The sequence below is a fragment of the Gilliamella sp. B2717 genome (genome assembly GCF_026536675.1).
GTDB classification, from domain to species: Bacteria; Pseudomonadota; Gammaproteobacteria; order Enterobacterales; family Orbaceae; genus Gilliamella; species Gilliamella apicola_I.
The window spans coordinates 15,034-33,451 of record NZ_JAFNNQ010000086.1 but is presented as its reverse complement, the minus strand read 5'-3'; the positions used below and the strand labels follow the sequence as shown (position 1 = coordinate 33,451).

Here is an 18,418-nt window from a genome sequence, read left to right as displayed (position 1 = left end):
TAGGTTTGATAATTAATGTCGACGATGTTTGTGTTTTGCTTCGTTCGATATAAAGATGATCATCAACAACCATTTCGTCTCCATAATAGAATTTAATTAAGACTTTTGCTTCTTCTTTTATTTTCGCAATTTTACTGTTTTTCATCGCTGAGATAATGCCATCTATTATTAACCCGTCTTTATCTAAACAGACCTGTTTATATTCCTTTCTTTGAGATTGATATAGACTAAATACTTTGCGTTGTTGATAGGCTTCTTTTCGAGCCCAATTACCCCAACGGGTTAATACTTGAGTAATATCATAATCAGCATTCAAACTCACTTTATTTAGCCATTGTGTCGGTTTATTATTTTTTTGAATATTCAGATACGGTGCTGTCATTATTTACCTCATATATTTTCCATATAATTCCAATTTATAATGTTTAACTATTTATTAATCTGTGACTATTAACTTATTGTCATATGTTGAAAAACTCTTTTTTTAGTAACAATATCGATAGGATTAATTAAAAAAGGGGACGCGTTACATTAATGTTTTGATATTTTCCCTTATTAAGATCATATTGATTTATGAGTCGTCGGCGATAATCATAGAGTTGTTCAACATGTTTCTCAGCGACTTTTATTTTTTCATCAAGTAAAGCTAATTGCTGTTCTGGTGTCATCGTGAAGTTTTCCTATTCAAAATTAAACAAACCAATAATAACAATAGTTATCATAAAAATCAATAACTATTGTTATAAACAATTAATGATAATCCTATAATGTTTGAAGTTTTACTCTAACATGTCTTTATTAAAGTTGGTGTCACATTGCCTCAATAAAAAAAACAAAAATTAATTAAATGTCGGTTAATTATTAATAAACATTACGACAACTAAAATAATGACCCAACATGCATAGTACAATTTGCAATCAAAATACTGGTATTTAATATTTAACTAAAACTAAAAACAATAACTTTTAGTATTGACTAAATTGATAACTTATATTATCATTGGTTTTATCAAAACTAATTGACTTACCATAAAGTTAGCAATACCACGAGTTACTAATGGGGTAAGAAGATTCAAGTAGCTAGCAGAGGCGTACGAACATACTGCAGTTTTGATACGGTACTTGATAGCGTATTTTAAAGTTACAATATTGAGTACCTGACAACTGGAAAGACAGTGGTAGTCCACATTTTTGCCCCTATATTGGGGCTTTTTTAACCTTATTAGGACTATTCAAATTTTTATAAAAAGGTTAAAACAATACAGTTAATGATGAAATCCAGCAAGATAACAAAAAATCATTTTGATCATAACTGTGATTTAATATAGACATTTTATTGGAAGAAAAAGGTAAAGTGATAAAGAGGTTACCTATCATATTTTCATATCAGACTTGATAAAATCATTTTAATAGGTAACGCTACTTTTGAAGTATTAGTCAGTGTAAATTCATCCCTAATACTAGCTAAATAACAATCCTTGTTGAATGGGTTAAATACTCCTTATAATCATTATAAGTAAGTTCCGCAAACGGCTCTTTTTGCTTCATCTATACCCCAAGCACTAGGAAACGAAATCATTCCATCGTGACTTGAAACCAGAATCGCTTCTGAAATGGCTTCATTATTGTCATTAGTGGTGTTGTGAGATTCATTAGTATAATACCAACCAAATTTCCAATTAGATTTTGGATAAGTTACAATCAAACTATTATACTGTTGATTAAGCGATCTCCCCCACTCACTGAAGACACCATATCCAATTCCGCGTGTAAACACATTATAAATACGACCTTTCGCACCATCTAAATTTTTAGTCGAGAACTCGGATGAATTATTTAATTCTTTTCGGCTCAACAATTTTGAAGAACCTGTACATTGAGCCCTTGCATCGTTTTGATTTTGGAAAGATTGTAATTTTGGTTCAAGCCATAAATCAAGACTGAATGTATAATCATAATGGATTTTATCATCAGATTTTAAGGTTGCCGTTATAGTGACCGTTTTAGTAGGCTGGTTAAGCGTAATTAAACCATCTTTATCAACAGTAACAGAACTATTATTTGTCGTGAAGGTATAATCGTTTTGTACACCACCCATGACTAACTGAAATTGCGCACCGGCAAAACCTGTCGTTGGAAAATGTTTTTTAGATAAGGTAGGTGTCACTTTAAATCCTTGATTGAAGACATAATCTTCAGTTACTCCGCCACCTACTGCAAAATTAGGTTTATTTTTAGGAATGTTATTTATACCAATTCCGGTGAGATTCCACTTTTCATCATTCTCAGATTTGTCATTTTTAACTGAACGCCATTGAGTAAGTGGATCTGAGATAAGACTATAAGGTTTTGCAAAGCAAGTATTAGCGATAGCTATTTGATAAGTTTTTGTTATAGGCTGAGCACCCATTGATTGAGTTTCAATAAAATTGACAGGATCGCTTTCATTAGGATCGCCAAATTGAGTATGAACTTTAATATCAGTTGCGGTGATTTCTAATTTTAACGGCATTTTATATTTGTTATGGCTACAAGCAATATTATTAAAATCTGCAGGATCGATTTTAACATTATTACTATCCTTCCAAACATAATTTAATGTGTTGCTGATGGGTTGCTTAGGATCAAAAGCATCATTATTAATATCAAAATAATCACCCTTATTATCATCAATAGTTGTTCTAGGAACAAAATAACTTTTTATGACAAAATCATTTAAGTTGGTCGTATGATCAAAATATTTGGTGGTATTACTAGTGATGTTACCGGATATTTCATTGTAATCAGTACCGTTGTAATTAAAACCTAATTTATTAACGATCGATTCTGTTGCAAAAAAAACAGGTTTATCCCCTTTTATCGAATTGACGGTCGTTGTTGATAGTGCTGCATTAGCAGGATTAACTGAAATGAAAGCCAAAACTGCACTTAAATAACTCAGTTTAGTTGCAGTCCTATTTTTTTTTAGCATAGATAATAAGCAATTTAAATGCGAACCTATATTCAATTTAGAGATGACTAAATGGTTAGGTTTGTATTCACTAAAATATCGTGAATTAGGGTTGATAATGTGCTTCATATAGTTTTCTTCATTAACAAAATAACAAATCAATCACAAATCTTAAGATTGATTTAATAACTTCACATTCATCCAATTAATTTAAATGAAGAGGTGATCCTTTTAAATATTATTGATCGGATTTATCGATCCATCAACACCCAATCAATTTAAAATCACTATCAAAAATAATAAGATACTGCTATATTCCTTACATTATTTTCAATATGAGGAGATAATAAAATTGATTTAATAATTGAAAAATTTATCCACTTAATTTAAAAGAAGAGATAATCTTCAAAAATATTATTGATCGGATTTATCGATCTATCAATATACGATCAATTTAGAATCACTATCAAAACAACATAAAATCACGATATTTATGACATATTCGTTATAATGCAAACATAAAAACAGGTTAATCACATTAGTTCACACTTTAAAATAACATAATGAATAATATTAATTTATTTTTAAGCGTTTTATCTAGGTTTTATACAATTCATTTTCTTCAATAAATTTTTCCTATCAAAATTATAGGTTAAGTAAGTTACAATTTATTAAAACATATGTAAACGGATTGTTATGAATAAGTAAGCAATGTGTAATTTGTACAAAATGAATTCAAATATTTCAATGAGAATTTACCTAAGATTAAAAATATGATTAAAAAAGAAGATTTGATAAAGATGTTATTAATCATACCATTGACTAAAAACAATCATTCTCATCAATTAAATACATTTGATGAATAATTGATGAGAAAAATGTTATCTAGAAACTAATTTCTGTTCCAACAAAATAGCGACGTCCATCTAAGGTTTTACCAAAGTCTTCATTGTCAACATCTTTATCAAACAAGTTATAAATACCCGTGTAAATTTTTGCTTTCTTGTTGATTTGATACGCTGCTCCCATATCCCAGAACGTATATCCAGGATACGTGACATACCTACTTTGTTTACCCATTCGCTTATTGGCGTTTTCTTGTCCGTAGTATGCCATCTTAGCCCATAAGTCCCAATTATGACTGATGTACCAATCCAATTGCATATTAAATTTTTGTTTAGGTGTACGGTTTAATGCACGTCCTTTATTGATACCGGTTTTTTGTTCTGTCTTTGTCCATGAATAATTTGACGTCAACAAGAACTCATTAAACAATGGCGTTTTAAACGTTAATTCAACGCCTTTAAGATCGGCTTTATCGACATTTTCTCTGCCTTGAACAAAATCAAATTTTTCTTGGTAACCATTCACTTTACATTTACCTTTTCCAGCTGGTCCCTGACAAATGTAATAAGTTTGAATCTTATCTTTATATTTTGTATAAAACGCCGTGGCTGAAGCATCTATTCCATAATCATTAGTATAGCCCAGTCCAATTTCGATATTGTCTGATTTTTCAGGTTTTAAATTAGGATTTCCCAGTACCATTCCTTTATTACCCGTGCCGGAACCCCCTGTAACTTGTCCCCAATCAGCAACGACTTGCCGTAATTGTGGTGTTGCATAACCCGTTGAATAGCCGCCTTTGAGAGTGAAATTATCATCAATATTCCATACGCTATAAACTCTTGGATTCCAGTTGCTTCCATAGTTTTCATCTTTGTTATAACGTAATCCAACAGTTAAATTCCAATTTTCTAATAAACTTATTTCATTTTCAGCAAATAGAGCATAATTCCAACGATCTATTTTAGTTAATGTCTTCTTCAATTGATTACCTTTATCGTGTAACTCTTGGTAATTATATTTTCCCCCTACTGTTAACATATTAATATTAAGCGGAATTGTTACACGGGTATCAAGATCGGTATTTCGAATTTTCATCTTTCTTTCCGGGTTATTATTACCTTCATAAGCAATAAATGAAGTTGTCGAAATATCACCAAACAGCCCAGTATGAGTTAAACTATACGTATTACGGCGATTATCACGAGGAAAATCGCCTCTATTCTTAGCTCGGGTATTACCCGCTGTTGCCTTACTTTTTTGAATTGAACGCCCCATATCTAAATCAAATCGTTGCGTATCTGTTGCATTTAAAGACAGCTTACCATTTAGACTTTGAAGTTTTTGTTGGGCATGACCATTCAAAAATTTATCTTCATTTCGTTTTGAATATTGACCATATAGTTGGATGCCAACTCTATCATCAACAATCGGTCCCATGACTGAAAAACTTCCTGTATAAGTGTTTTTTTCTTCAGAACGATAAGGAATTACAGATTCTAAACGTAATCCTGCATGCCATTTATCTGACACTTTTTTGGTAATAACATTAATTACCCCACCCATTGCATCAGAACCATACAGTGATGACATAGGACCACGGACTACCTCAATGCGTTCTATCGCCGTTAATGGTGGTAACCAACCTTGTTCAAATCCGGAACCGTCACTATTTGGTCGCGTTTCTCGGGTGCTGACCTTTTTACCATCAACTAAAATCATCGTATATTTGGCATCCATACCTCGAATGCTTATATCTGTTGAATCACCGCTACCGGTAATGGTGACACCAGGAATATCTTTTAACGCATCAGTGACATCACGATACGATTTTTGACTAATTTCTTCTGAGGTAATAACAGAAATGGTTGCAGGGGCTTCTTTGATTTGCTGTGCAAAACCCGAAGCGGTAACAACCATTGTATCAGTATCAGTATCTGAACTATTCACAGCGGCTAGTGCTGTACTTGATAATAATAAAAAACCTGAATTAATGACATAATTTGTCAGTTTAAATTTTAGCTTAACGTTCATTTATTATAACCCCATTATTTATAATGATATTTTATAATTACCCATGAGTATGAACACTACATTAGATGATAATAATTATCAATATCTTTTATTAAATTATTTTTCGCTAGACAAGCAACCTACTTTAAATGATAATAATTATTATTTACATTTAATATAAAGGGTGTCTATGAACAGAAAGAAAAAATTGCTGCTAAGTAGCATTGCATTAATAGTTTTGGGGTTAACCGGTTGTCAATCACCGTCGACAATGACTGTCACAAACAATAGTGAAACGATCATCGTACCTAAATCTCCGAAAAAAATTGTTGTCATGAATTATGGAGCATTAGATACGTTAGATGCTTTAGGTAAAGGCTCAATAGTGACGGCAACCCCACAATCGGTCATTCCATCCTATTTGAATCAATTTAAAAGGGATGATGTGGTTGATACGGGTAATATGAAAGAACCCAATATAGATGCAATTAAACAAACTAATCCTGATCTTATTATTATTGATGGACGTCAAGCAAATAAAAAAGATGAGTTGTCAAAAATTGCCCCAGTGCTTAATTTAAGTGTTGATAGCAAACATTATTTTGAATCAACAAAAAATCATATCAATTTGTTAGCGAGCCTTACCGGAACCGAAAACACAGCTACTCAACTCATTGCTTCGCTCAATAACAAAATCAACCAAGCTCAAAGAATGACCTCAGCAAGCCCTAAAAAGGCCATTGTCGCTATTCACAACAATGGAAAAATGATTCTTATTAATAATAGCTCAAGTGCTGCGCTTATCCATGATGTATTAAAAGTCAAAAGAGCGGTACCACTTTTAGCTAACCAGCTAGCTACAAATGGAGAACGCCCAGCACCTACTTTTGTTGACGATAAATATATTAAAACCGTTAAGCCAGATATTATTTTTGTCATTGACCGAAGTCATGCTATTGGTCAACAAGCCATGAAAGCCAACTATTTTGATACAAAAGTTCTCAATAAAAATAAAACCACCGTTGTCTATTTGACACCTGATCTTTGGTACTTATCTGGTGGTGGAGCAGAAAGTTTAGACCGTCAAGTGTCTGAAGTGCTCAATGCTTTAAACGATTAACATTTTGTTTAAATTAATTCATACAGCCCAATTAAAAGGCTGTATGAGTTAGCATTCAACAGATTTATCACATTAAATCGACCTACCCACAAGTATTCTTAGGTCACAAAATTTGAGAGGGTAATATTCAACTATTAAGTTGTGCTCGCATGATTTCAATCAAATATGGTAAATTTAACAGGTCAAAATCCCACTTTATACACTTGCCTGACGTTACCACTTAAAACCCATTTTCTGTTAATTAAGAATTTGAAAATCAGTATATTTACAATGCTTAAATGTGTTAAAATGCCGACATTTTAAATTAACAACAACTAATTAATCGATAAAATTTATTTTATTATCAATTTAATTCCTCTTTAAATATTAAGCATTATTATAAATATTATGAATATGTCATCCCCTACTATTGGATTTGTGAGCCTTGGTTGTCCCAAAAATTTGGTTGACTCAGAGCGAATTTTAACTGAATTACGAACACAAGGTTATCAAGTAGTACCAAGCTACGAAAATGCAGATTTAGTTATCGTCAATACTTGTGGCTTTATTGATAGCGCCGTACAAGAATCGTTAGAAGCCATTGGCGAAGCTTTAAATGAAAATGGCAAGGTCATTGTGACAGGCTGTTTAGGTGCAAAAGAAGATCAAATACGTAATGTACATCCTAAAGTACTTGAAATATCGGGCCCCCATAGCTACGAGGCAGTACTTACTCATGTCAATAAATATGCCCCTAAACCCGCATATAATCCCTTTACCAGTTTAGTACCACAGCAAGGTGTGAAATTAACGCCTAAGCATTATGCGTATTTAAAAATATCAGAAGGTTGTAATCACAACTGTACATTTTGCATTATTCCATCGCTACGTGGCGAAATGGTTAGCCGACCAATTGGTAATGTACTTGATGAAGCAAAGCGATTAGCTGATAGTGGCGTTAAAGAGTTACTCGTTATTGCTCAAGATACTTCAGCATATGGTATCGATATTAAAAATCGTACCAACTTTTGGAATGGTATGCCATTAAAAACTGATATTCAAACGTTATGCGAACAATTAGCAACGTTAGGCATTTGGGTAAGGCTCCATTATATGTATCCTTATCCAAGTGTTGATAATTTGATCCCGTTAATAGCGGATGGGAAAATTTTACCGTATCTGGATGTACCACTTCAACATGCCAGTCCTTCGGTTTTAAAATCAATGAAACGCCCAGGCACCATTGATAGAACACTTGAACGAATTCATAAATGGCGAGAAATCTGTCCAGATATTACTTTACGTTCAACGTTTATAGTTGGTTATCCAGGGGAAACAGACCAAGATTTCGAATTATTACTCGATTTTTTAAACAAAGCTAAGCTTGATCGTGTGGGATGTTTTCCTTATAGTCCGATTGAAGGTGCAGCAGCCAATCAGCTCGCGAATCAAATTCCGGAAGAAATTAAACAAGAACGTTTTCATCGTTTTATGCAATTACAGCAGACAATTTCTACCCAAAAATTACAAAATAAAATTGGCAAAACCTTATCGGTTATTATTGATGAAGTCGATGAAGAAGGCGCTATTGGACGCAGTATGGCTGATGCACCAGAAATTGATGGCGTTGTCTATTTAAATGAAGAAAAAAATGTTCACGTTGGTGATATTGTTCAAGTTGAAGTTGAACATTCCGATGAATATGATTTATGGGGAACTGTTAAACAGTAAACATATCCAATGAAACAACATTATCGAAACGAAATCAAAAAACTTATTGCCCTTTCGGTACCCGTACTGATAGCACAAATATCGCAAACAGCGATTACCTTCGTCGATACCATTATGGCTGGTAACTACAGTAACACAGCATTATCAGGGGTTGCCATTGCAGTCTCAATTTGGTTACCAACCATATTATTTGGACAGGGTTTACTTAGTGTCTTAACACCGATTATTTCCAATTTAAATGGGGCTGCTAAACGTCATCAAGTTGCTGATCACACTCGACAAGGAGTCGTTATTGCCTTGTTCTTATCAGTGATAATGATGTTCATTTTATACCATTCAGATAAACTGATTAGTTTAAGAAGTTCAGTTGAACATCCTATCGATCCTGAAATGGTTGAAGTTGCCGTTTCTTTTTTACGTGCCATTATGTGGGGTGTTCCCGCGTTCTTATTATTTTTAGTTTACCGAAATCAGTGTGAAGGGTTATCCAATACCAAACCAGCCATGGTGATCATCTTTATTGCATTACTTGCCAACATTCCCATTAATTATGTATTAATTTATGGAAAATTAGGTTTGCCTGCTTTCGGTGGAGTTGGATGTGGCATTACCGCAGCGATTATATTTTGGCTAATGTTTTTTTTAATTCGCCTTTATACGTTAACCACCACTAGCCAACGTGATATTCGTATAACACCTTTCACAAAACTTATTGATTGGTCTATTATTAAAAAAGTTATCCTGTTAGGCACGCCTCTGGCATTGGCTTATTTTTTCGAAATGAGTTTATTTGCCGTCATAGCATTACTGATTGCCCCATTAGGTAAAATTACAGTTGCGGCACATCAAATCATATTTACGATTAGCAGTTTAACATTTGCTATTCCGCTTTCACTCGGTGTTGCTACTAGCATTCGTGTTGGTTATTTGTTAGGTCAAAAAAAGCTATCTCTTGCCAAACATACCGCGTATATAAGTTTAGCTATTTCGTTGGCTATAGCAATTATTGTCGCATTAATTTTGGTTGTCTTTCGAACACCAATCATTGCATTATTTACTAAAGAAGTTGCTGTCATTACGATATGTATGCACCTAATTATTTTATTAGCAATCTATCAGGCTTCTGATTATTTGCAAGTTGTAGCCAGCAATGTGCTTCGTGGTTATAAGGATACGCAAAGCATCTTCTTTATTACATTGCTTTCTTATTGGGTAGTAGGATTACCTGTAGGTTATATCTTAGGTTTAACCGATCTGATTATAGCGCCAATTGGGGCTGCCGGTTTTTGGATTGGCATTATTTTAGGTCTGGCAGTCGCCGCTATTTTATTAATAGCCAGAATGATCTATATCCAAAAACAGCCTGAAGCAATAATATTAAATCGATCATCAAAATAACGATTTATTGGCTAGTAAGCCACTTCTCATCTTAATATTTAACACTTATCAAATTAACCGATAAGTGTTAAATCATTAATAGCCTCTACTCCATAACAACTATTCAATACAGTTAACCATTTTTTAACTCAAACAGCTATTTTATTCCTTCGTTTAAGGCTGTTAAACGCCTTTTATTAGGTACATAAATGATAGAAAAATCATTTAGTTCAATTCAAATTGAATCAAACACAAAATGACGATATAAATTGATTAAATAATAATTCACTATATAATCACGTGCCTTGTAGATAAATTTAATATAGTGTAATAATGTTGTGAAGCTCTCTAAAAAAATTTTGTTTTCTCATTGTATTTGTCTTAGCCTTGCAGTCTTAGTCGTGTATTTATTAGGATATCCGAAAAGAATAGATCGTATATTGCTTACTTATTTTTCATTAATTTTCCTAGGCAGATTCACCATTTTTCGATTTTTTTTTGGTCTATCATTTGTTATAGCTGCTCTTTACTTTCCCATTGCTTATTATTACGGCCCTCCTAATGTAGCAGTAATAAGTGCTTTGTTTGAAACAGACATGGACGAAGTAAATGAATTCTGTTCGCAAATATCGACTTATCTATTTTTGATTACCTTCTTACTTCTAATCGCTTTTGTTCTAATATTTATCAAACTGCCATTTCCTACTGTTCACAACTATTACCTGATTATTTTTACATTGATTTTATTGTGCTATAAACCGATTAAAGCGTATATTAAGTTTATCCCGACCCCTTCTCATTCACTGTATGAAGAGATAATGGATAATGTGAAATATCCTTTTTTTGAATTTTATAAAGCGCTTTTTACCAGTGGAAAAATTTATTGTTCCGAGAAAGAAGCACAACTTAAACAAATTGAACAACAAAATACGATTCCTATTTTATCGGTTAATCCAGACCACAAAAATTACCTTATTATTATTGGTGAAAGTGTCCGTAAAGATTATATGAATGCCTATGGATTTAGTTATGACAATACGCCTTTTGCCACTCAACATGCAAATGTGATATGGGATGGTTTAATCGCACCCGCTTCGAATACGCAAGCATCTGTCCCTCATTTGATTAGCCAAGCTATTTATTCGGACGATAAAATAGTGAATGCTCAGTTAAATAATAATATTGTTAGTATTGCTAACGATGCAGGATTTGAAACTTATTGGCTTTCTAATCAAGGCAAACTCGGAAAAATTGAGATTACCGTACCTCGCATTGCCGCTTATGCAAACTATAACTTCTACACCAAAAAAGGGGAATATAATGGTAAGTCATCACACGGAAAACATGATACTTTACTATTACCAGAATTAGATAAAATATTATCAGATAAACAGGCTAAGCCAAGACTGATCGTCATGCACCTTATGGGATCTCATTCCAATTTTTGTCGTCGATTACAATTTGATATTCAATTCAATCTATATAACGAAAATATTTCTTGCTATGTCAGCAGTATAAAAGAAACGGACGACCTGATTAAATCAACAATTGATATACTAAAAAAACATAATGAAGATTATTCGCTTGTCTATTTTGCCGATCATGGTCTTACCCACTTGGATCAATATCAAGATTTAAGACATAACTGGGAATACCAAAATAGCTACGAAGTACCTTTTATTTTCTTTGATTCGAAAAGTACAACACAACAAAAAATTGAGAAAAAAATCTCAGGTTATCAGCTTGTTTACTTGTTAAGTAAATGGATGGGTATCACCTTAGATGTTTCACATGAATATATGCAAAACAAGTTGACAGATATACCACACCAAACAAAGATTAAAATTAAAGATTGGAAAAATGAGTTATATCCTTATGAGAAATTAAAAAAAGATCCGAATCCTTTTTTTATCAAATAAAATCATAATATCTTAAGATAGATCCAAAAAAAAACGCCATTATCTAAATGGTAATGGCGCTTTAAACAGGAATTACAATTATTTCAATAAATCATTGGCTTTTGCAATCACATTTTCAACTGTAAAACCAAATTTTTCAAATAACTGTTCTGCAGGTGCTGATTCGCCAAAACTTGTCATACCAACAATTTTGCCATTTAGCCCCACATATTTATACCAGTAATCACTAATTCCGGCTTCAATCGCAATACGCGCAGTGACTGAAGAAGGTAATACTGACTCTTTATAAGCGCAGTCTTGTTTATCAAATGCATCGGTTGATGGCATTGAAACAACCCGTACATTTTTCCCCGCTTTTGTTAATTGATGATAGGCTTCTACTGCTAATTCGACTTCTGAACCCGTCGCAATTAAGATCAACTCTGGCGTTCCTGCACAATCATTTAAAATGTAACCGCCACGATAAACGTTGGCTAATTGCTCAGCTGTTCGTGGTTGTTGTTTAAGATTCTGCCTTGAGAAGATCAGTGCGGTTGGCCCATCTTTACGTTCAATGGCATATTGCCATGCTATGGCTGATTCAACTTGGTCACATGGGCGCCAAGTACTGACATTTGGTGTTACCCGTAAGCTTGCCATTTGTTCAACAGGTTGATGGGTTGGTCCGTCTTCACCTAAGCCAATTGAGTCATGGGTATAGACAAACAGTGAACGAATCTTCATTAAGGCAGCCATGCGTACCGCATTTCGTGCATATTCCATAAACATTAAGAATGTTGCCCCATAAGGAATAAAGCCGCCATGAAGTGCAATACCATTCATAATAGCAGACATCCCAAACTCACGTACACCATAGTGAATATAGTTACCATCCGGATTGGCTAAAATTTCTTTTGAACCTGACCACATTGTTAAGTTACTTGGTGCTAAGTCAGCCGAGCCACCAAGAAACTCAGATAATACAGGTGCAAAAGCTTCAATTGCATTTTGTGATGCTTTACGCGTCGCTATCGTTGCTGGGTTTGCTTGCAATTTATTGACAAAATCGGTAGCCACTTGTTGCCAATTTTCTGGTAAATCGCCCTGCATTCGTCGTTTAAATTCGCTTGCAAGTTCTGGATATGCTTTGGCATAAGCTTCAAAGCGAGTGTTCCACTCATCTTCAATTTGTTTGCCTTTGGTTTTCGCATCCCACGCTTCATAATAAGCTTTCGGAATGTCAAACGGCGGATAATTCCACCCAAGTGCTTGACGGGTTGCTTCAATTTCAGCATCTCCCAGTGGTGCACCGTGACTGTCATGACTGCCCGCTTTATTTGGTGATCCAAAACCTATAACTGTTTTACACATCAGTAAAGAAGGTTTATCGGTCACAGCTTGTGCTTGTTCAATCGCTTGAGCAATGGCATTTGCATCATGACCATCAATACCGCGAATAACATGCCATCCATAAGCTTCAAAGCGTTTCGCGGTATCATCAGTAAACCAACCTTCTATTTCGCCATCGATTGAAATACCATTTTCATCATAAAATGCAATGAGTTTTCCTAATTTCAGTGTTCCAGCCAATGAACAAGCTTCGTGTGAAATCCCTTCCATCATACAACCATCACCCATGAATACATAGGTAAAATGGTCGACTATAGTATGACCTGGTTTATTAAATTGTGCAGATAAAGTTCTTTCTGCAATTGCCATACCAACTGCATTAGCAATGCCCTGTCCTAAAGGTCCGGTTGTGGTTTCAACGCCCGGAACATGACCATATTCTGGATGCCCTGCTGTGATTGAATGCAACTGACGGAAATTTTTCAAGTCATCAATGCTAACTTTATAACCGGTAAGATGTAGTAAACTATAAATTAGCATCGAAGCATGACCATTTGATAATACAAAACGGTCTCGATCTGCCCAAGTTGGATTGTTCGGGTTATGTTTTAAAAATCCACGCCAAAGTACTTCCGCCATATCAGCCATACCCATAGGCGCACCCGGATGACCTGATTTTGCTTTTTGTACACCATCCATGCTTAATGCCCTTATCGCATTCGCAAGCTCGCGGTGAGATAGCGTCGTTGCATTCATGTTTTAATCTCCAAAATATATTTTAAGTTATTCAAATTCATTTTTTCTGTATTTTTGAAACAGATTTATATTATTAACTTTATAAAAAAAGTGAAAGGGGAATGGTGATTCCCCCTTTATTATTATAGAAGTGTTGCAATCATCTCTTCTAATTTACCTTGATCCACCGCAAAGGCACGAATTCCTTCTGCCAATTTTTCGACAGCCATGGCATCGCTATTATGTTGCCATCTAAATTCAGACTCGGTAATCGGTGCAGGTCGTTCAACGACAGTTTGATTTGGATACAGTTTTTGTTCAACAGGCGCTGTTGAATGTTGCATTTCAGCCAATAAATTTGGCGCAATCGTTAATCGGTCACAACCGGCTAATGCTAAAATTTGTTCAACTTTACGGAAGCTTGCCCCCATAACTATCGTTTTATAACCATGTTGTTTATAGTAATTATAAATATTACGTACTGATACCACACCTGGATCTTGATCGGCAATATAAGGTTCAATTGGTTTTTTAGCTTGATACCAGTCATAAATACGACCAACAAAAGGCGAAATGAGAAACACATTGACTTCAGCACAAGCACGTGCCTGTGCAAATGAAAATAGTAACGTTAAATTACAATTAATGCCCTCTTTTTCAAGAACTTCGGCAGCTTTAATCCCTTCCCATGTTGAAGCAATTTTAATCAAAATTCGTGATTTATCGATACCTTTTTGTTGATAGAGTTCTATAATTCGGCGGGCTTTTTCGATACAAGCTTGTTTATCAAAAGATAAACGAGCATCCACTTCTGTCGAAATTCGTCCGGGTACAATTTTCAAAATTTCCGCACCAATATTGACAGCAACTTGGTCACAAGCATTAACTAATTGTTGTTCTTTGCTACCACCTAATTTTTTTGCAGTTTCAACTGCAGAATCAATCAGATAACGATATTGAGGAAGTTGAGCGGCTTTTAATACAAGAGAAGGATTCGTGGTTGCATCTTCTGGTGAAAACTGTTTAATTGAATCGATATCACCTGTATCGGCAACAACGACGGTTAATTTTTTAAATTCATCTAATTGACTCATATACTTCTATATCCTCTACAGCTTCAATTTTCTAAAAGATTATAATAGCATTTATCTAGTGATAAAACGACTTAGCGACTCGTTATTTTAACGTTTTTATACATTTAACAATAACCTGAAATAGATAACAAAAAAGCAAAATTTTCACACAGTTGTGATAGCAATTATAGCTTGTTTATCTCTACTATCAGTTTGTTATTTTTACATTATAAATTGATTTTTTAATGTGACCTAAATCACGAAATTCACTTTATCAATATGAAAAATATCTCGATAAAAAATCAATCTAGTATTTTTCAGCTAATCGTTAACGCTATATTGACCAGCCCTAAAACAAAAATGCATGATATTAAATATTGACTAAATCCATGCATAAATCGTTTTATTCGCAAAATTACAACCAGCACAGTTATCACATTTTTTCGACTGACAAAAATCGGGTTGTTCTACAACGATGAGTTGCATCACTTTTTTCTTTACCCAAAAGTTTAGTATCGGCATAAGGGCACTTTCAGGCAATCTAAAATGACGTGCTATATCTTGCAATTCCACGCGCCCTTTTAATTGTACATAATCACGAATCGAGGTCATTAACATTTTCTATATTAGTCTTATAGGTTTTACCTACTTTGTTCTCCAGAGAATCAAATGATAAAAGTAAATCAATCACAACAAGATGATTTCCTTGATTTTTTATGATTGAATATGTTATTTTTCTTGAGTGAATTATTCCCCACTTTGCGCAGAATAAACATCATCAATGTTATCAATAGTCCACAACCGAACAACCAATAACTTGCAGTATTTGAATAGGCAAGTTGTGTAAGTTGATAATAGATTGTCGCCACCAACCAAGCAATTGTGAATGTCCATACTGCAACAAAAATCATCCAGCGCCACCCTGCTTCACGATAAATAGTCCCTAATACTGCTGTACATGGTGTATAAAGTAAGATGAATATTAAATAAGCTATTACGGCTGACGAAGACGTGAATGATGTCTTGATTTTAGAAATAGCAGTGGAATTGATCGCTAAATCAGTTTGTAAAGTATCGATATCATCATTTAATGATGACAATCCAAGAGGGTCAGTAATCGTTTCAGACAAAGCAAATAAATTATCTGGAATAGTGGCAAAAGCCGATTTAATGTCTTCAAACCAATCCGATTGTTCATCATCTTCTGGTTGACTATCCATAGAATAAAGTGAATTTAACGTCGCAATGATGGACTCTTTTGCAAAAATTCCCGTAAAAATGCCCACTGTTGCAGGCCAATTTTCGTTATCGATACCCATGGGATGAAAAACTGGTGTGATTTTTTGGCTTATGACTGATAATACCGATTGATTGGTATTTTCATGTCCAAAGGTATTATCTGTTCCCCATGAGTTGAGTAAACTTAAAATCGTCACCATAATTACAATCGCTTTTCCGGCTTTAAAAATAAAACTTTTCAAGCGTTGCCAAGTTAAGCGTAAAATGCTACGAAGGGTTGGAATTCGATAAACTGGCATCTCCATAATAAAGGGGGTTAACTCACCTTTTAATAACGTGTTTTTTAAAATCATCCCCGACAGGACTGCGACACCAATACCTAGCAGATATAACATAAATACAACGAAAGAAGCATGAAGCGGGAAAAATATAACCGCAAATAATGCATAAACCGGTAATCTTGCCCCACAAGACATAAAAGGGATCATGCAGATAGCCATTATACGATCTCGAGAACTTTCTAATGTACGCGTGCCCATAATTGCTGGTACACCACAGCCAAAGCCCATTAACATGGGCACGAAAGCTTTACCCGGTAAACCGATAAAACGTAAAACCCGATCAACCACCATTGCGGCACGCGCCAAGTAACCGGAATCCTCTAAAAAAGATAAAGCAAAAAACATCGCGGCAATGACAGGAATAAAAGTTGAAACAGTTTGAATCCCATTGCCTATGCCATCAGACAATATGACACGAACCCAATCGGGCGCATGAATAAATTGTAATAAACCTGCTGTTCCATTGACAAAAATTGTTCCGAAAAATTTTTCAAAAAAATCGATAAATACCGAACCAAAATTGATAGCGACCATAAACATGGCATACATCACAATTAAAAAAAATGGTATCCCTGTAAAGCGTCCAAGCGTAATTTTATCGAACTTTTCTGAAATATCGGGACTTAATTCTCGAGGTTTAGCAATAACCTTTTTACACACTTGATCAATCGTTTCATATCTGGCACTTGCTAGCGCAACATCAATTTCATTATCACACCATGCCGAAAGGAGTTGTCGACAAATTTCAAGTTTTTCTAATTCAAGTGAATTAAACTGATCTGTGTTGTGTCCTAATAAGGCTTCAATTAATTGCCAGCGATTAAGTTGATGAACACTACTTTCTTCTGGTAACTCACTAATATAACGAGTCAACATTTTTTGCTGAGATTGCCCTAACGTGTCTATGCAAGGTTGAGCTTTTTGCTTGTTGACAGCCCTATTTTCAATTGCTTGATAAAATGAATTAATACCTAATTTTTTGGTTGATGAAATAGGTACTACAGGACAACCCAGTAAAACGGATAATCGTTGGTGATCGATTTTTTCGCCCATATTCTTAACCGTATCAATCATATTGAGTACAACAATCATCGGTACTTGTAGATCAATCAATTGAAATGTTAGATATAAGCTTCGCTGTAAATTGCTGGCATCAATAACATTAATAATGACATTATTTTTTTCTGTCAGAACAAATTCACGCGTTATCCATTCATCTTGCGACATTGAAACCGCATCAGACTCAATAGAATAAGTCCCCGGTAAATCTACGACCTCGTATTGGTGATGGTGGTAAGAAAATAAACCTAATTTTTGTTCAACTGTCACGCCAGGCCAATTACCGACTCGCTGTTTTGATCCTGTCAGTAAATTGAACAGTGTTGTTTTGCCACAATTTGGATTTCCAACCAGTGCTATTTTCACTCATTTATCTCCGTTACTTCAATGGTTGCTGCTTCACGATGCCTTAGACAAAGAAAAAATCCACGTATTTTAATCTGAAGTGGGTCTCCCAAAGGAGCCACACGAACAATCGAAATTTTACAGCCTGGAGTTAATCCCATTGCCAGTAACTTTCTACGAAAAGGTAAGGATTCAGGTAATAGACGAGAGATAACCGCCTCATTTCCTAAAGGGAGGTGATTTAATGTTAATACTGACATTAATGTTCCTGTGAATTATGCTAGCACGTTTTATTCTGCTTATTTTAAAAAATATTTACCTATAAAAATAGTTTTAAAATGCGAATAATTCGCAATATTAAT

At 34.4% G+C, this 18,418-nt stretch carries 13 protein-coding genes; 4 read left to right on the top strand and 9 right to left on the bottom strand.

What is annotated here, in order from left to right:
• The 4 genes from J3U35_RS07910 to J3U35_RS07895 form a co-directional block, all read right to left on the bottom strand.
• Positions 1–382 (bottom strand): antiterminator Q family protein (locus J3U35_RS07910; protein ID WP_267360642.1); only part of this gene is annotated, 382 nt, incomplete at its 3' end.
• 127 nt (positions 383–509) lie between these two features.
• A complete protein-coding gene (locus J3U35_RS07905; RefSeq protein ID WP_267360640.1) occupies positions 510–668 on the bottom strand; it encodes a hypothetical protein in 159 nt (52 codons plus the stop codon).
• A gap of 842 nt (positions 669–1,510) precedes the next feature.
• Positions 1,511–3,079, bottom strand: coding sequence for a hypothetical protein (locus J3U35_RS07900; protein ID WP_267360638.1), 1,569 nt, complete (start codon positions 3,077–3,079; stop codon positions 1,511–1,513).
• 756 nt (positions 3,080–3,835) lie between these two features.
• Complete coding sequence (locus J3U35_RS07895; protein ID WP_267360636.1) at positions 3,836–5,830, bottom strand: TonB-dependent receptor domain-containing protein; 1,995 nt, start codon at positions 5,828–5,830, stop codon at positions 3,836–3,838.
• A 169-nt stretch (positions 5,831–5,999) separates the two neighbouring features.
• Between J3U35_RS07895 and J3U35_RS07890 the strand changes: the two genes are divergently transcribed.
• From J3U35_RS07890 to J3U35_RS07875, 4 genes are all read left to right on the top strand, one after another.
• The gene (locus J3U35_RS07890; RefSeq protein WP_267360634.1) at positions 6,000–6,929 is read left to right on the top strand and encodes a siderophore ABC transporter substrate-binding protein; all 930 of its coding nucleotides are present in this window, start codon (positions 6,000–6,002) and stop codon (positions 6,927–6,929) included.
• A 393-nt stretch (positions 6,930–7,322) separates the two neighbouring features.
• The gene (gene rimO, locus J3U35_RS07885; protein WP_267360632.1) at positions 7,323–8,639 is read left to right on the top strand and encodes a 30S ribosomal protein S12 methylthiotransferase RimO; all 1,317 of its coding nucleotides are present in this window, start codon (positions 7,323–7,325) and stop codon (positions 8,637–8,639) included.
• A 9-nt stretch (positions 8,640–8,648) separates the two neighbouring features.
• Positions 8,649–10,037, top strand: coding sequence for an MATE family efflux transporter (locus tag J3U35_RS07880; protein WP_267360631.1), 1,389 nt, complete (start codon positions 8,649–8,651; stop codon positions 10,035–10,037).
• Between the two features lie 797 nt (positions 10,038–10,834).
• Positions 10,835–11,935, top strand: coding sequence for a phosphoethanolamine transferase (locus J3U35_RS07875; protein ID WP_267360629.1), 1,101 nt, complete (start codon positions 10,835–10,837; stop codon positions 11,933–11,935).
• Between the two features lie 78 nt (positions 11,936–12,013).
• Here the strand turns inward: J3U35_RS07875 and tkt are convergent, their stop codons facing one another.
• The 5 genes from tkt to J3U35_RS07850 form a co-directional block, all read right to left on the bottom strand.
• Positions 12,014–14,020 (bottom strand): transketolase, encoded by a 2,007-nt coding sequence (tkt, locus tag J3U35_RS07870; protein ID WP_267360627.1) that lies wholly within the window; start codon positions 14,018–14,020, stop codon positions 12,014–12,016.
• Between the two features lie 122 nt (positions 14,021–14,142).
• Positions 14,143–15,093 (bottom strand): transaldolase, encoded by a 951-nt coding sequence (gene tal / locus J3U35_RS07865; protein WP_267349642.1) that lies wholly within the window; start codon positions 15,091–15,093, stop codon positions 14,143–14,145.
• A gap of 360 nt (positions 15,094–15,453) precedes the next feature.
• Positions 15,454–15,684, bottom strand: coding sequence for a FeoC-like transcriptional regulator (locus J3U35_RS07860; protein WP_267349643.1), 231 nt, complete (start codon positions 15,682–15,684; stop codon positions 15,454–15,456).
• A gap of 71 nt (positions 15,685–15,755) precedes the next feature.
• Positions 15,756–18,077, bottom strand: a complete 2,322-nt coding sequence (gene feoB, locus J3U35_RS07855; RefSeq protein ID WP_267360626.1) for a Fe(2+) transporter permease subunit FeoB — start codon at positions 18,075–18,077, stop codon at positions 15,756–15,758.
• Entirely contained in the window at positions 18,074–18,316 is a 243-nt protein-coding gene (locus J3U35_RS07850) for a FeoA family protein (protein ID WP_267349646.1), read from the bottom strand. The genes feoB and J3U35_RS07850 overlap by 4 nt, the downstream gene beginning before the upstream one ends.
• Between the last annotated feature and the right edge of the window lie 102 nt (positions 18,317–18,418).

Excerpts from the sequence above, each read along its gene's own strand:
- J3U35_RS07905 (WP_267360640.1), bottom strand. The coding sequence starts at position 668 with ATGACACCAGAACAGCAATTAGCTTTACTTGATGAAAAAATAAAAGTC.
- J3U35_RS07900 (WP_267360638.1), bottom strand. The coding sequence starts at position 3,079 with ATGAAGCACATTATCAACCCTAATTCACGATATTTTAGTGAATACAAA.
- J3U35_RS07895 (WP_267360636.1), bottom strand. The coding sequence starts at position 5,830 with ATGAACGTTAAGCTAAAATTTAAACTGACAAATTATGTCATTAATTCA.
- J3U35_RS07890 (WP_267360634.1), top strand. The coding sequence starts at position 6,000 with ATGAACAGAAAGAAAAAATTGCTGCTAAGTAGCATTGCATTAATAGTT.
- rimO (WP_267360632.1), top strand. The coding sequence starts at position 7,323 with ATGTCATCCCCTACTATTGGATTTGTGAGCCTTGGTTGTCCCAAAAAT.
- J3U35_RS07880 (WP_267360631.1), top strand. The coding sequence starts at position 8,649 with ATGAAACAACATTATCGAAACGAAATCAAAAAACTTATTGCCCTTTCG.
- J3U35_RS07875 (WP_267360629.1), top strand. The coding sequence starts at position 10,835 with ATGGATAATGTGAAATATCCTTTTTTTGAATTTTATAAAGCGCTTTTT.
- tkt (WP_267360627.1), bottom strand. The coding sequence starts at position 14,020 with ATGAATGCAACGACGCTATCTCACCGCGAGCTTGCGAATGCGATAAGG.
- tal (WP_267349642.1), bottom strand. The coding sequence starts at position 15,093 with ATGAGTCAATTAGATGAATTTAAAAAATTAACCGTCGTTGTTGCCGAT.
- J3U35_RS07860 (WP_267349643.1), bottom strand. The coding sequence starts at position 15,684 with ATGACCTCGATTCGTGATTATGTACAATTAAAAGGGCGCGTGGAATTG.
- J3U35_RS07850 (WP_267349646.1), bottom strand. The coding sequence starts at position 18,316 with ATGTCAGTATTAACATTAAATCACCTCCCTTTAGGAAATGAGGCGGTT.